The 15,536-nt window shown below is 38.8% G+C and carries 13 protein-coding genes and 2 pseudogenes; 2 read left to right on the top strand and 13 right to left on the bottom strand.

Annotation, left to right across the window (positions count from 1 at the left end):
• Nucleotides 1–380 precede the first annotated feature (380 nt).
• The 9 genes from rpsO to ACFO3G_RS01555 form a co-directional block, all read right to left on the bottom strand.
• Entirely contained in the window at nucleotides 381–650 is a 270-nt protein-coding gene (rpsO, locus tag ACFO3G_RS01515) for a 30S ribosomal protein S15 (protein ID WP_380077310.1), read from the bottom strand.
• A gap of 164 nt (nucleotides 651–814) precedes the next feature.
• Nucleotides 815–2,416 (bottom strand): asparagine synthase-related protein, encoded by a 1,602-nt coding sequence (locus ACFO3G_RS01520; protein ID WP_380077312.1) that lies wholly within the window; start codon nucleotides 2,414–2,416, stop codon nucleotides 815–817.
• Complete coding sequence (locus tag ACFO3G_RS01525) at nucleotides 2,382–3,647, bottom strand: lipopolysaccharide biosynthesis protein (protein WP_380077314.1); 1,266 nt, start codon at nucleotides 3,645–3,647, stop codon at nucleotides 2,382–2,384. The genes ACFO3G_RS01520 and ACFO3G_RS01525 overlap by 35 nt, the downstream gene beginning before the upstream one ends.
• A 95-nt stretch (nucleotides 3,648–3,742) precedes the next feature.
• On the bottom strand, nucleotides 3,743–4,237 hold the full coding sequence (locus ACFO3G_RS01530) for an OmpH/Skp family outer membrane protein (RefSeq protein ID WP_380077316.1): 495 nt from the start codon (nucleotides 4,235–4,237) through the stop codon (nucleotides 3,743–3,745).
• 36 nt (nucleotides 4,238–4,273) lie between these two features.
• Nucleotides 4,274–4,789: an OmpH/Skp family outer membrane protein gene (locus ACFO3G_RS01535; RefSeq protein WP_380077318.1), complete on the bottom strand. Its 516-nt coding sequence runs from the start codon at nucleotides 4,787–4,789 to the stop codon at nucleotides 4,274–4,276.
• Between the two features lie 153 nt (nucleotides 4,790–4,942).
• The gene (locus ACFO3G_RS01540; protein ID WP_380077320.1) at nucleotides 4,943–7,678 is read right to left on the bottom strand and encodes a BamA/OMP85 family outer membrane protein; all 2,736 of its coding nucleotides are present in this window, start codon (nucleotides 7,676–7,678) and stop codon (nucleotides 4,943–4,945) included.
• A gap of 20 nt (nucleotides 7,679–7,698) precedes the next feature.
• On the bottom strand, nucleotides 7,699–8,469 hold the full coding sequence (locus ACFO3G_RS01545; protein WP_380077321.1) for an isoprenyl transferase: 771 nt from the start codon (nucleotides 8,467–8,469) through the stop codon (nucleotides 7,699–7,701).
• Between the two features lie 17 nt (nucleotides 8,470–8,486).
• Nucleotides 8,487–9,242 carry an outer membrane beta-barrel protein gene (locus ACFO3G_RS01550; RefSeq protein WP_380077323.1) on the bottom strand — a complete coding sequence of 252 codons (756 nt, stop codon included), beginning with the start codon at nucleotides 9,240–9,242 and terminating at the stop codon, nucleotides 8,487–8,489.
• Between the two features lie 21 nt (nucleotides 9,243–9,263).
• Nucleotides 9,264–10,628 (bottom strand): DUF6242 domain-containing protein, encoded by a 1,365-nt coding sequence (locus tag ACFO3G_RS01555; RefSeq protein ID WP_380077325.1) that lies wholly within the window; start codon nucleotides 10,626–10,628, stop codon nucleotides 9,264–9,266.
• A 215-nt stretch (nucleotides 10,629–10,843) separates the two neighbouring features.
• Between ACFO3G_RS01555 and ACFO3G_RS01560 the strand changes: the two genes are divergently transcribed.
• A complete protein-coding gene (locus tag ACFO3G_RS01560) occupies nucleotides 10,844–11,113 on the top strand; it encodes a hypothetical protein (RefSeq protein ID WP_380077327.1) in 270 nt (89 codons plus the stop codon).
• Nucleotides 11,114–11,708: 595 nt separating this feature from the next.
• Here ACFO3G_RS01560 and ACFO3G_RS01565 read toward each other — a convergent pair.
• The gene (locus tag ACFO3G_RS01565; protein WP_380077329.1) at nucleotides 11,709–12,335 is read right to left on the bottom strand and encodes an IS5 family transposase; all 627 of its coding nucleotides are present in this window, start codon (nucleotides 12,333–12,335) and stop codon (nucleotides 11,709–11,711) included.
• A 114-nt stretch (nucleotides 12,336–12,449) separates the two neighbouring features.
• Between ACFO3G_RS01565 and ACFO3G_RS01570 the strand changes: the two genes are divergently transcribed.
• Nucleotides 12,450–13,358, top strand: a complete 909-nt coding sequence (locus ACFO3G_RS01570) for a gliding motility protein GldB-related protein (protein ID WP_380077331.1) — start codon at nucleotides 12,450–12,452, stop codon at nucleotides 13,356–13,358.
• Between the two features lie 102 nt (nucleotides 13,359–13,460).
• On the opposite strand, the gene ACFO3G_RS01575 is transcribed toward ACFO3G_RS01570, so the two are convergent.
• The 3 genes and pseudogenes from ACFO3G_RS01575 to ACFO3G_RS01585 form a co-directional block, all read right to left on the bottom strand.
• On the bottom strand, nucleotides 13,461–14,600 hold the full coding sequence (locus ACFO3G_RS01575) for a hypothetical protein (RefSeq protein WP_380077333.1): 1,140 nt from the start codon (nucleotides 14,598–14,600) through the stop codon (nucleotides 13,461–13,463).
• Nucleotides 14,601–14,826: 226 nt separating this feature from the next.
• A pseudogene (locus ACFO3G_RS01580) lies at nucleotides 14,827–15,408 on the bottom strand (MFS transporter); the annotation flags it as partial.
• Between the two features lie 31 nt (nucleotides 15,409–15,439).
• A pseudogene (locus tag ACFO3G_RS01585) lies at nucleotides 15,440–15,536 on the bottom strand (transposase); the annotation flags it as partial.

Consider the following 15,536-nt stretch of genomic DNA (forward strand, 5'->3'; position numbering starts at 1 on the left):
GATTAACTCGCCAAAGAAACATATGCTGAAAACGATTCGGATGAAGTTTTTGGCCATACCCGGATATATTCAGAGACATGCCGGTAAAAAAACTTTAAAACTGGCGCTGGCGCTAAAACACAGACCTACTTTTTTAGCCCTCTGGAAACGAGCCAGAGATCCTAATATTTCAATCTAATAATATTTCTAACGACAAATCTGGGTTAAATGAAATGATTAATTTTGACTCAAAGATAAACTTCAATTACACACTTTTAGGGATACTACCGGAAAATAGGGTATTATAAGTTGGAAGCAGTTGTTTTTGAGTTGTAGTGTCAATAAAAAAGGGCATGCTTCAATAGCATACCCTTTGTTTTGATACAATATCTTCTGTCTAATTAACGACGGATACCGAGTTCTTTGATGATTGCACGATAACGTTCGATATCTTTGCGAATCAGGTAATCCAATAATTGACGACGACGGCCTACAAGTCTCTTAAGAGATCTTTCTGTGCTAAAGTCTTTCTTGTTAGCTTGAAGGTGCTTTGTCAAGTGACTGATACGGTAAGTAAACAATGCAATTTGACTTTCAGGGCTACCCGTGTCTTTGCCATCCTTGCCATACTTAGCAAAAATTTCGGCCTTTTCTTCTTTGTCGAGATACATTCTCAATAATATTTTAGATTAAACATAAATACTAGCTCCGCCATGACGGAACTAGATCGATAAATCGACCGCAAATTTACATCAAAGTATTGATACAGACAAATCCTAAGTTTAAGAAGATCTTTTTGTATTTATTGTAAAGTAAGGAGCTGGTTTACTCTAATTCATTGATTGTTTGAAGGTGATTGTCGAGTCTTTTTTAAGCCGTATTCATCTTCTATCTTTAGCAGTAGCCAAGCGGCCGCCAGTCCATTTTCGGTTGTTGGATTGAATGGACTTCTTTGGCGAACTTCTTCTAACAATTTACCTTGCATGAGAGTCCTAAAACCTATCGTGTCTCCAAGCCATAGTTTAGAACGTTTGTTCCATATAGGTGCAATATATGGGCGTATTACCTCTTTTATTTTGAAGGATAGTTTGCTCAATTCTTTTTCTGAGTTGGTGTCATCATCGAAGGTTACTCCAAATTCAGTATAATATTCGTTTGTTACCTCTTCGTAAAGTCGTCTTCTCCATCTGTACTTTGCGGGGATGCAAAACATCAGCTCGCACAATTCTTTGTCCAGTAGGGGCAAAAACACCGGTATCTCAAAATATCTCCAAGATTTAGCTGAGTTGGTATAAAACTTAGGCATAACCTCATAGTTGAGGTATTGTTCGTACAATTGCAATGTGTCGAATATTTTTGGATAGGTCTTGATTGTTTGTTCGATTTCTTTTCTTAGTTGCAGATACTGTTTTCTTGAGATTGCACAGTTTCCTCCTTCTCGCATAGTCAGGGCATCAATCATTTTCGAACAGTCTCTTTTGAGAAGATAGGGATGGATAAGACTTTCTCCTCTTATCTCATCTCCATTGTGTCCGGGTATGACTATTGGTAGTTCCGATGGTGCAAAATGCTGACAGATCCATTTAGCAGGCAGGTACTCCCCATAATAATATCCGGATCCCAACCCACTTATGTATTTAAGATAATTGATGGCATCTCTGTCTTCGGTATATCCTTCGTATCCGCAATCTTCCGGTATGCTTGAAATGAATTCATGTTTATAATTCAGTTTCTGAGCTATTTCTTTTGCTTTCTGAGATTCGAAGCAATCTTTTCCAATGCCATAAGTTATACATTGTACATTTTTAAACCCTGCCTTTTTTAGAAGGCAAGCCAGAAGTCTGGAGTCTCTTCCTCCGGTAAGGGGAAGTACAATCCATCTATTGCCGACTAATTGCTTTGCATTGCTAAATATCTCCTCCAGCCGTTGTTTAAATCTTCGTTTGGCCTCTGTATAAGAAAGGGCTGAGTAGGCCGAAAGATTATTGATCTCGTGATCATAATGGCTAATTGCAATCTCTTTACCGTCAAAGTACAGAAGGCTTCCGGCTTGTAAGCGTTTGATATTGGGGTGTAAGGTCTTTTGTCCAAGAAGAAATCCATTTTGAGCAAAAAACAGTTGGTCATCAGATGAAATGTTAAATCTTTCGTTTGGTTGTATTAGATCAAATCCATTCGTGCTAAATCGTATTGTATCGTTGGATTGTCTATAATATACGGGCATTGTGGATCGATGATCCGTTGCTGCATAGATCTTATTGTCTTTTTTGATAATTGCAGCCCATGACCCATTGAGCTTTTCTGCTTGCTCTTGAAACTCTTCGACAGAATTGCAGGAAGATAGCAAACTTTCGATCTCATTCTCCAGAATAAGATGATTCCCTTCGATGAAGGCATAGCTATTAGGAAATATGATGTTGTCTGATGGTAGTGTCATGCTCTCTTGCAAGTCTTATTAATATGATGAAGAATACAGATTGTTCTATGCATACAAATAAATAGTAGAAAGGAATAATCTCGTCGAAGCTCATGAGCCACAATCCCAACCCTATAATTATGGATTCAAAGATAATCATCCCGATTTGAATATTCATATTTATCTTTTGCTTCCCTAAAACATCCGGGATGATATTGAATATCATATTTAAGAAGTTTGGAATAAGCATTGGCAACATGGCCACAATTACAAAACCCGTTTTGCCCCACAGTGGTCCAACAAAAGCAACTACAAGTTTTTCCATAAATAAAGCCAGAATACCAAAGACCGGGATAGATAAGCAAATCCATCTGATAGCAAACTTTTTGATCATAGGAAGCAATTCTTGTCTTTGATTGCACTTTTCTGAAAGTCTTTGGTAGTATACACGGCTTAAGTTGTCACCAATGATTTGAAGCGGTCTTCTTGCTAAGGTAATGGCCATGGTCAAAATCCCGACCTCTTTGATTGAGTAGCTCAGAGGGAGCATTAGGATAAAGAGAGAACCAAGTAAATTGTCAATCAATGCCTGTAAAATCCCATATCGGGGGAAGTTGGCATATCTTGTCGCAGCTTGCTTAAGTCTACCTTTATCTAAAGTTAGGGCCCTCCTATTTGATTGAAATCTTAATAGCGGTATTCCTCCAAGGATAAGAGCCATAAAAGATGCACCGATTAGGGATGCGACAGTAGCCATTCTTAATCCCAGCAATACCTTCAGAAGATTGTTGGATAGACCTTGTAACGCTTGCGAAAGAGATAGTTTGTTGTAATGTTTTTGATAAAGCCTAAGCATACACAGGCTATTGACTATTCCTTGAAGAAGGACAAAGAGAGGCAGTAGCAGAATATAGCCTTGCATCCGGCTGTAATGTGTCGATGGTAGTAGAAAGTTGATTCCTAAACAAATAGGTAAGAGGATAACAAAACATCCCCCATTAATCAGAATGCTTAGAGAGAATAGGGTAGAGGCATCATCTTCATTATTGGATACGACAATTGCGTGTTCGTACCTTCCACCCGAAGTAATAGAAAGTAATCCCGCCCAGGCAAGAAACAAGCCAAGAGTTCCCATCTGCTCCTCATTGTATAGGCGTCCAAGCAGGATGATAAGCAAGAAAGCCACCACTTGGACGAATACGCCTGAGCCAACCATTTTGCCGGCATCTTTTATGAGGGATTTGTCTTCCATTCTCTTGTTAAACAATATGGATTAAAATAAAAGGGGACTGTATCAAAGATGTTGCATTTTGACACAGTCCCCCTAATTTATAGGTCTTTGCTGATTTATTTCAATCCAAGCTTAGCCTTAACTTTAGCAGTACAATCTATTGCACCGGGACCTTGATAATGCATAATCTGTGATTCCATAATATATGCATATCCATTCTCGTCTCCAACCTTTTTGAGTGCGTCATAGATCTTCTTTTGGATCGGAGCAAAAAGCTTTTCTTGCTCATTTTGCATATCTTGAGCCATAAGCTGTTTGCTTTGTTCCAAGCGTGCAAGCATGTCTTGAATCTCTTGTTCACGAGTTTTCTTCAGAACATCATTAAGTTTGTCTTTGTCAGCAATGTATGCTTGAGACTTCTTTTCGATTTCCTTCTGCATGTTAGCATAGTCTTCATCATACTTCTTACCCTTTTCTTCAAGTTGCTTTTGAGCTGCTTTAAAGTCGGGTAACTGAGTCATAATCTCTTGTGTGTTTACGACTGCAATTTTCTGTTGTGAGAATGCTACTGCAGGGATTAAAAGAAGTAGCGCTAAGATGAATTTTTTCATTTCTATAATTGCTTTATAATTAATAATCAATAACTTTTATTGGGCTGAGAAGCCTAATTTCTTCAATACATCTGCACTGATATCTATAGCCGGACTAGCAAAGATAATGCCTGAAGTACCTCTATCTAAAACCATTTGGAAGCCTTGTGCCTTTGCTATGTCTTTGACCGCATTCCATATCTCATCTTGGATAGGTTTCATAAGGTCCATTCTTTTCTTGAATAGCTCTCCTTCCGGTCCAAAGTACTTTCTCTTAAGTTCAGCGGCTTTTTGCTCAAGTTTGACTATCTCGTCTTCTCTTTGCTTCTTTTGATCGGCTGATAGGAATACCAAATCGCTCTGATACTTCTTATATTTTGTTTGAGCCATATTTTCCATGGCTTCCACTTCTCCTTGCCACTTTTTGGAAACCTCTTCCAATTGTTGATTCATCATCTCGTAGTCGGGAATGTTTTTTAGTACATACTCCATATCTACAAGTGCATATTTCTGCCCAAAGCCACTTATGGCAGCCAGCATAACCATTGCCGTTGTGATGATAAACTTTTTCATAACGTTTTCTTTTTAATTATACATCCTTATCACAGGGATTCATTTCTTAGAAACTCTTTTTGAAGAAGACTCAAAACAATTTCTAAGCGCGTATAAAGTTATAATATTATTTGAGAAGCAATAATCAGTCATTTGATTCTTCCATAATACTTATTAAAACTCTTGACCAATGATGAAGTGTACATTGCTTCCTCCACGATCTCTTGATCCGTCGGGCCTATCAAATCCATATCCCCAGTCAATACCTAAGATACCAAGCATCGGTATTGTAATACGGGCACCGATACCGGCAGATCTTTTAAGATTGAATGGATTGTAGTCAGCAAACTTGTTCCAAGCATTACCTGCTTCGAGGAATCCCAATACCCAAATATTAGTCTGTCCTTCCAAGATGATAGGATATCTGAGTTCCATGCCAACCTTTAGGTATGAATAAGCATAGTTGTAGTTCATACCGGCAATACTACCGTTGGCATATCCGCGAAGTCCGACAGTTTCATTCATATATCCACCCATGGCTCCCATATTGTCACCACCCATATAGTATGTACCAAAAGGAGATCTCTTATGGCTGTTGTAGTGACCCAAGAATCCGGTCTGTACTCTTGTCATCAATACCGGTGTCCTTTTGTAGGTTGCCGGATTAAGTAGGGGTACAAATACCTTTCCGCTAAATTGCCATTTGTGATATTCGATAAATTTATATCTGTCAGAAGCAGGAAGTTTGGGATCTGAATAATCCTTACCGTCCCACAATGAATATGGGGGAGTCAATGTTACAGAGAGCATAAAGTCCGAACCCATTCTTGTGAAGATAGGGTTGTCTGTAGAGTTTCTTCCAATTCGAAGTTGAAGGTTGATGTCATTCGCAACTCCATTGTGGAAGTTTTGGAATGTATCGTAGATCCAATTGTGTAGCTTGTATCTTGTATAGTTGAGTGATGCATAAACCTGGAACCAGTTGTCCGGCCAGTTAAGTCGCTTACCATAACCAACAGAAAGCCCAATCAATTCGAGGTACTTATCCGGGTCTTGAGCTTTTTCGTATATCTCGCCGCCATTGCCATAACCACCATAAGCTCCGTTGCCGTAGCCATAACCATAACCACCATAGCCTCCATATCCACCGTATCCGTATGGATCATAACCGTAGTATCCGGAATTGTAATAAGAGCCAATTTTGTTGTTATAGAATTTTGTATCTATGGCTGTTTGCTTTGAATAGAATGCACTTACAGTAAATAGATTTGGTCTCTTGCCCCCAAACCATGGGTCAGAGAATGAGATACTGTAGTTTTGGTAATATTTGGCATTCGTCTGAGCATTGATTTGTAAGGTCTGTCCGTCCCCTTGAGGGATGAAGTTGTGATACATGGAAGGTTTGAAGAGGTTTCTTATAGAAAAGTTGGTAAACTTCAGACCTACAGTATACAGCATACCTGTTTGGCTCCACCCAAATGCAATGTTAAATTGGTCACTTGAGTGAGGTACAAGGTTGTATTCAATGTCAACAGTACCTGTTTGAGGATTAGGAGTGGGGATTGGCTCTATCTTTTCCGGATCAAAATGTCCTAATTGAGCAATGGCTCTAATAGAGTTGATAATATCTTCTTTGCTAAAAAGTGCACCCGGCTTGCTAAACAATTCTCTTCTTACAACCTCTTCGTAGACATTGGTATTACCATTGATTATAACTTGATTGATTGTTGCCTGTATTCCTTCAATGATACGGATATCGAGGGAGACGGAGTCATTTTTGACCTTAGTCTCTACCGGATCGATTTGTGCAAACATATAACCATTGTTATAGTATAGGTTTGAGAGAGCATCGTCTTCAGTGAAAAGCCTGTCTTGCAGTTTTTTCTGATTGTAGACATCACCCTTATTTATTCCTAATATTCTTTTGAGCAGCTGAGTGTCATATTTGGTGTTACCTACAAAAGTCACATCATCTATGTAATATTTAGGACCTTCATTTACTTTGATGTGAATGTCAATTTTGTTCTTCTTGCCTGAAGGAATGATAGTGTCCGATACAATTTCTGCATCTCGGTAACCCAACTCCTGATACTTTTGAATGATTTTCTCCAAGTCCTCTTTATAATCTTTGTCAACAAACTTCTTTTGACTGAAGATCTTTTTTATACTATACCAGAAGCGACCCTTTTTAAAAAGATTAAACCCTTCATTGGTCTTCTTCATGGTGCTGATAATTTGATTCTCAGTCATAGCCTTGTTGCCCTCGACTTTGATGTTGAGCACCTTGGTTTTGTCATTCCTAATGATGCGGATCTTGACATTTACAAAGCCCTCCTCCGACAGATCCGGCTCCTCTTTGATATAAACTTCCATATTTCGGAAGCCCTTTTCATCATAGTACTTTTTGATTAGTTGCTTTGTCCTATCTATAATATTGGGAGTAAGCTGAAGCCCTTTGCGAAGTCCGGTGCGTTTTTCGAGCTCCTCTCTATCCCCCTTCTTAATACCGATAAATTCGACCTTGGATATACGAGGTCTTTCGACAAGCTGAATCTCAAGCCAAACTTTATTGCCCTCATATTTGGTGGCAATGATTTTTACATTCGAAAAGAGCCCATGTCGCATGAAGCGGTTTAGCGCATCTGTAATCTCAGAGCCGGGGATTTGTATCTCTTCACCAACTGCCAGGCCGGACAAGTTGATAAGTACATCCGAGTCAAAAGATTTGGCACCAACTACTTTGATGTCTGCTATCGTTTTGCTTACAGGTCGTGCATAATTAATTTCCGGCAATGTACTGTCGTTGACAGTTATGGGGGTAGACTGTACATTGTCGTTGGTCTGTGCTTGTGCTTGTATACAAGCCCCGAGCGAAAGACAGGTTATCAGAGTAATTATTCTATATCTCATATTGTCAGATCTGTTCTTTGTCAATGAATACCGGTAGTGATTTGTTCGCCTGTCAAACCATAGCGTCTTTCTCTATTGCTATAGTCGTCTATTGCAAGCATCAGAGCTTGTTCATCAAAGTCCGGCCAGTATGTTGGAGTAAAATAGAGTTCGGCATAAGCAACTTGCCAAAGAAGGTAATTGCTTATTCTTTGTTCGCCTCCCGTGCGGATCAAAAGATCAGGATCGGGAGTATTTGTTGTGCAAAGGTGATTGGAGATCATCTCTTCCGTAATCATCTCTTCCGAAATATTTCCCTTACGTACCTCTTTGACTATCTCTTTTACAGCTTTGGTTATTTCCCATCTGGATGAGTAGCTTAAGGCAAGTGTTAGATTGAGCCCGTTGTTGTGAGATGTCTCTTCGATAGCTGCAAGCAACGATTCTTTAGACTCTTTTGGTAGTCTGTCTATATCTCCAATAGCCAAAAGTCTGATGTTGTTAGACATCATGTTGGGTAGCTGACATTTGATGGTCTCTACCAAAAGATGCATAAGTGCATCCACTTCCGTTTGTGGACGACCCCAATTTTCAGTGCTAAAGGCATACAGGGTCAGATACTCCAATCCCAATTTTGCTGAAATTGTTACTATCTTGTCCAAGGTCTCAGCTCCTGCTTCGTGTCCTCGTTCTCTGGGCAACCCCTTTTGTTGTGCCCATCTACCATTGCCATCCATAATGATTGCAATGTGTTTGGGAAGCTTCCTCTGCTTTGCTAAAAACTGGTCTATTTGCTCTTTTGTTGGGCTCATATATTATACCGAAATAATCATTTAAACTTAAGTGGCTTAAACTTTGGAGCCTTCTTGACTTTCGTACAGTCGCTGTATCTGTTGCCGAAACTGTATGTAAATCCAAATGTAAGGGCTCCAAATCCGTCTCCTTTGCTAATAGATGACTGACTAATATTGTAGGGATTGTCGAGCCATCGATGCTCTTCGTCAGGAGCATCTAAAGCATCAGATGCAACACCATGATAAATCCATGATGCCTGCAAAGTCCATTTTTCGGACAACTTGTACTTGATGCCACCACCGATTTGCCATACCGGAGCCACCCTCGTCCCTTTGTATGTTTTGGTCGCACCTGCACCCAATCCTATAGCCAGATAAGGGCTCCATGGAGATGTCTGCAAGTACTTATATTTGTCACTTAGTGGTAAGAAGTTGTATTCCCCCATTACGCCTAAAAAGTAAAATGCGTTTGAGAAGTTGCCTTGTTTCCTCTCCGGAAAGATATTGTCTGCATTTTTAAATTGTCCTTTGAGATTATAAAGAGACAACTCGGCAGATAGTGCAAATCTGAAATTTATATTGTATCGCATCTCTGCACCTATTCCGGCCGAAGGGGAGACAAAAGGACCTCTCCTTCCAATATCTCCGGCATAATGGGTAAGTCCACCCTTAGCTCCAAACTCATATAAAAATTCTTGTGCTTGAAGCTTTGATCCTGACCATCCTGCTACAGCAAAAATAAATGTCAAGACAAGGGCAATTCTTTTGGCAATCAGCTTCTTTTTTGTCACTTGTTTCTGCTTGGCTTATGATTAATTCTGCAATCGCTTGGTTCCCTTAAACAATTTAATAGAACCTTTTACATCAGAATTAACGGAAGATGCCAAATATATATTGTTTTTGTCGTCATTGAAGGCAAACAAAAAGCTATTTCTATTCATTTGATGAGGAAGAAGGACGCTTACCTGTCCAAGCTCCCACGTTTTTGTACCATTAATAGAGTAGTAGACCAAATCTTCAATTTCTGACTCACGACTTTTTTTGCCTTTGCAAATCATTAGGTCTATACCTTTTACTTTTCCAAGAGAAGGAATATGGCTTGTGCTAAATGGATAAGTGCCAACAAAGGATACTGTCGGAGTCAGCCAATCCTTGCCGTTGGTCGTTTCCCAATAGCTGCTATGTATGTTACTCATATTGAGACCGCCGTAAAGTCTGATTATCGGCCTTAGATGATCTTCTCGAGATGTAATGAGGAAGTTGCTTGTTGGAAATGAACTTTGTACCTCCTCATATTCTGTAACTGAGCCATTGTTAAAAGTTCCATACTTGGACTTTTTACCGGATCTATTGATAAGAAGAGTAGGGATGAAGTGACCATCCGTAGGATCTTTGAGAACTCCCAAAAACTCGAAATCGTCTCCTGGTATTGTTGCGACTTTTGTCCATTGAATACCATTGTCTGATTGCAGAAGGTCATTGTTACCAGTCGTAGCACAATAAAACTTTTCTCCTACCATCTGAATACTCTTGATAGCCCCTGACAGTCCTGACATCTCAACTTTTTCAAACTGACTCGGATTTGCTTTGTCAGTGCGATAAGGTGCGCTTGTATTATCTTGTCTGTTAGATGAGTAAACCAAAATTTTTGAGTCCAAGATAAATGTATTGAAGTTGTCGTCTGTTGATGCTTCCAACCCATTGGATTCGATCTCTTGCCAATCAATGGTCAGTGGATCGAATTGATAGACATTAATCTTAAGCGAGTATTCTTTCTTGACCGTTTGCTCACGATCTTCTATCAGTAATTTTAGTTGGTCATTTCCATCCAGTGCAATAGAATCAATTTTGTTCCATTCAACCCACTTGTTGTCTTTCCCAATTTGGTATTTCACAATGTTGAATTGGAAAGTCTTTATATCAAGCTTAATCTTATTGAGCTGTGTCTTATAAGGAAGTGGATTTGCATTGTAAATAAGCCCTTGAGCCTGATCTATGGAGTAAAAAGCCTTTTGAGCCTCGGGGCTGAAGGAGTTTGAGGTTACATTCAATGATGTAATTCTCACATCCGTAATATCCCATTTGTCTACTTTTACTTTCTCCTCTTTGCATGACGTCATCACGCAAAGAGTGCCGAGACATGCGAGCAAAAAATTATATATAACACGTTGCTTCATACTTATTCAATCTACATATTAGATGCCAAAGGTACAGTTTTTCCTTTATCATTTTGTTCGTTTTGTTGATTTGTTGGTCGTGTGCCGCCATTTTATGTTGTGAGTTATGTATAGCGATAGTTTGTCTCTAAGCTATGTAAGGCGCGATTAAGTGGGCAATTCGTTGTATAGAAGCGGCCTTTTTAGTACCTTAGTGAAAATCTAAGACTAAGAATATGGATCTAATCACCTTAATTATCAGCATTATGACAATCTTAATCCTTGGAGGATGTATCTTTCAAGATGCTGAGGTGTATCCATTTGGACAGAAGAAGATAGAACTGTTTGGAAGGTTCAATGATTGTCTTTGTGTCAACCAATATTCTTGGACTGTGAAGTTCATAATAGAAAACCTATATTTGTTAAATGTTGTTACCTTTATCAACGCTCAGAAAACAACTAAATCAACTCTTATTTATACTAAAAATCATAGCTTCCGGGGTTAGGGGAACTTGACCTTATGCTGACTTTTCTTGTTTTTATAGTACGAAACAGGTCTTATTTATGCTCTATTTTAACAAATAAGCTCGCGCGAGAAGCAATCCATTCTCGCGCGACTTTCGATCTGTTGTCGCGCGACCTTGACATGCAAAGTCGCGCTACTTCAAGTGCAACCTCGCGCGAGTTTACCTTCAAAGTAGCGCGAGAACGGATTGCAAGTCGCGCGACCTTCCCAAAAAAGGCAGCTGAGAGCTGTTTTATGAGGCTTGGAGAGATTAATTATAAGTAGGCTTAAATCAATTTAACATTTAGAGGCATCGATCGTTTGCTCTTACTTTCTCTTTTTATGATAAATATCCTCTTTTTGTGCTCGAATTGATCTGTTTTATTGAGAGAAAAACGGCTTTATATATTTACATTATTTATAAATTAAGACTGTCTAATCACTAAAATTTAATTCATTTCTTTGATGTATAAGAGCTTATTATTAGATCTTTTAGAGATGAATTTATGAAACATTGGTGTCCATCTTGCTCTCATTTAGCAGATTTTATGTCTCTTAAAAGAGGTCTAAGAAGATTGTTAGAAGCTGTTTAAAAATTATTCAGAGAATTTATTAAGCAATATTTTGCAGAAAGCAAGTTGAACCATAGCCTCTGCAGTACCGGCATGAAACTCATAATCAATCGTCAGTCTTCTGAAATTTTCCAGCCATGCAAAAGTTCTTTCCACAATCCATCGTTTTGGAATGACCTTGAACTTTGACGGACATTCATTCGGTCTGAGAACGACTTCAAGTTCCCATCCGTATTTGTCGAGGACCCAATCGGCAAGGTTTCCTCGATAGCCTCCATCAGCAAGAATTTTGGTAAGGCGGGGAAACTTACAGGACAATTTTTCAATGACTTTCGGAGCACCTTTGCTGTCATGAATATTGGCTTCATGGACGGATACGGCCATCAGATAACCTTGAGTATCGACAACAACATGTTGTTTTCTGCCTTTAATCTTTTTGTTTCCGTCAAGTCCTCGTACGGCATCTACATGATGTGATGTCTTGACACTTCTTGAATCGATCATTCCCATGCCGGGACTTTCGTTGCGCCCGCAGATCATGCGTACCAAGGAGCGAAGTTTGTCGAGGAGTTCCTCCATGATGCCTTCGTTCTTCCATTTGCAGAAATAGTAATACACGCTTTGCCAAGGTGCAAAGTCCTTGGGAATCATACGCCACTNTTCAATCTCTTTTATCGAATTTATGAATTTCGGGATGCAATCGTTTAGCAAAGGAGTTATAGGATTATTGTCTACTTTAGCAAGAAGAATGTAATCATCACAGTTATGACTAAGAAATTTTTATTGTCTATTACGGTGCTTATCTCTGCAATAACCTGGTCTGATGGCAAGACAGTTTCTGCCATTCCGGTAACAAGACTTGACTCTATAATCTATATCTATGTTCAGAATAGAGATACTATTGCGAAAGAGATGCCTGAGCAACTTGTACCTTACGAATATGCATTGGATATTATAGCAAAAGGAGTGCTTGACTTGGGTGATAGAATAGAGCATAAAGGGCTCAAAAATGCAATTGTTTCCAGATATTGTCATCCGGCATTCAATAAATTATATGCAGATGTTGAGGAGCGATTTGCTTTTGGATTGTCCAAGAAGATTATGAAAGAGCTTCAATATGCATTCGATAAATTGCATAGGTTGAGACCCGATCTCGAAATGCCCAAAGATATCTTTACTCATGTTTCGGGTTTCAATCAAAGAGTTATCGTTGCACCCTCTTTTGTGTCTGTTTCACTCGACTTTTATTTGGGGCAGGATTATCCTTTGTATCAAGAGTTTTTCACACCATGGCAACAGAGACATTCGGTAGCAGACCGTATCGCAATGGATGCCTTGCTGGGTTGGATTATATCTGAAATTCCTGAACCGAGAGATCGTGCTATTACCCTCAATGATAAGTTTCATTATTGGTCTGAGATTTATCATCTGATGCATCGGATCTTTCCTAAGCGTAGTGAAACTGATTTATTTGGGTATTCGAATGATGAAATGAGATGGATGAAAGCAAATAAGAAACATCTGATTAATAATATTAGAGAGAGAGAGGAACTCAATTCGACCTCACCAATGATTATTGATAAGTATTTCAAAGAGATCCCGGAGGGAGTAGCATTGCCATCAAATGCCCCGAGAGAGATTGGTCCATGGTTGGCTTATGTGATGTATAAATGAAAGATTGATTTCTTGCTAACCATTGCACTGAAATAAAAAGAGCATGAGCTTCACTATTTTTTCATAGGAAGTTCATGCTCTTTTTGATATTACATTAACTTGTTACCTGGATATCCTTATTTTGGCAGTGCTATCACCACATTTTATGATGTATATACCATCTGAAAGAGTGATTGACTCCTCTTTATTGGCTATGCCATTCTGAATATATTCGCCCTTGGTGTTAAAGATTTGATAGTTTTGATTTGGTACATCGCTGAGGATGATTACTTGGTTGCCGTTTACCTTAATTGTCATGCCTTCACCTTTCGTAATCTTTGTTGCACTATCCGGATTTTTGTATTCAAAGGTAGATCTTGAAATGAGTTGGTCGATTGTATCATCACCAACGCTACCGTGGTAGATGCTTGTTTTTATTCTGACGAACTTGCTGCCTTCATAATCGGGTAAATATGACTCAGGTGTAACGCCTGATAGAGAGTCGACACGAATGGTATTTTCATCTTCCTCAATCACTTGACTAATCATGGGCTTCTTTGAACTTTCAAGATATCGTTCGATAAGTTTCAATCCTCCTTTGTCACTGTAGGTGTATTTATCATAATGGTCTAATTTCATTTTCTTGTCCAAAGGATTGTAGCTAAAAATTTTCTTTTGATCTATTTGATAATCGGAATCTCCGTTGTAAGTGTATTGGATCTCCTCTATAACTGTTGGTGTAGTTGAGGTTGTATCTTTTTTGACAATGTTGGTGCAACGGCCTTTGTCGTCATACTTATAAAGTATAAGAGCTTCTTGACCGGGTATTTTGGAGAATAGAGATTCTATACGCCCATCTGCATTGTAATTGTATTTATATCGTGAGTTTTCTACATACTCTCCTCCGGAATTGACAAGCTTGATCTTAAGTATCATGTGACCTTTTGAGTCATAAGTGTATTCATATTTGCTATTCTTATCCCAATTGCCTTTATAGAGATACAATTCTTCAAGATCTGAGATTTTGCCTTCATTATTGTAAGTTAGGACAGTCTTCATGTTGAAGTGATTGCTTGCTTGTCTTTGAATAATAGAGTCGAGTCTATTACTTGAGTTGTAGTAGTATTCAAACTGTTCTGATTCAGTTTGAGCAAAGCTTCTAATTCCGCTGAGGAGATTCGATTGTTGCTTGGTCTGTGCTTGCGATATGTTTATGCTGAAAATAGCAGTGAAAGTCGCAATGAAAGTGATAAAATGTTTCATATTGATACGTTTTAATAGTTGTCCATTTGAATGTATAAATGTTTCAACTCTCAAATACTGTCAGTCTATGGAATATCAACAAACACTGTAGTGATATATAGCTTATAAGTCGTTAGTTAATAGTTGAATATAACCCTTGGCCTTAAAAGTGTTATATATTTATAGCATGATTGATTGATAAATCAATGTGTCCGGTCTCATGCTTATTGATGGTTATTATGACGAATTATCTAAATTTGTTCTTGTTGAAATGAGGGGCTACTCTCAAGTTGAAATAAATCATTGATACCACAGTCATACAGGCACCCCAGATATATGCGTAGTTGAAGTTGCTAATATCTGCTATGTAGCCACCTCCGATCATCCCCATACCAAGTCCAATATCCCAAGATGTCAAGTAGGTTGAGTTGGCAGCTCCTCTTTGATCATCTGGTGCAAGGTTGATAAACAGTGTATTGTATGCAGGGAAGAGAATCCCAAATCCTACACCCATAAGACAGGATACAAGATAAAAGACTATGATAGCCATGTTTAGATGAATCTTCACAAAATACGGAGTAGATGTAAATAGGAAGAAACAGCATACAATGAGATAGAATGAGAATGATATGACTTGTGTAACCTTACCCTTGTCAACAATCTTACCGGAAAAGATCCGCGATATTGCCATACCAACAGCCATGAATGAAAAGAAAAGTCCTGGTGATGTATTCAATCCAATTTGCTTACAATACATGGCCAGGTAGTTGGTAATCATACCATAGGGTATTGACAATAACATGAGGCTGATGCTGGCAGGGATTCCTTTGATACAATAGTTCGTTAAAAAATATCCAAGCCTAAGCGGCTCTGGCAGTAAATAAAATGAGTTCTTTGAAAAGTTTGTCAATAACTTGCGGGTCTGGGCTAATCCCAAACACGCAAATAAATCGTTCA

Origin of the sequence: Falsiporphyromonas endometrii, assembly GCF_042654485.1 — a bacterium.
GTDB classification, from domain to species: Bacteria; Bacteroidota; Bacteroidia; order Bacteroidales; family Porphyromonadaceae; genus Porphyromonas; species Porphyromonas endometrii.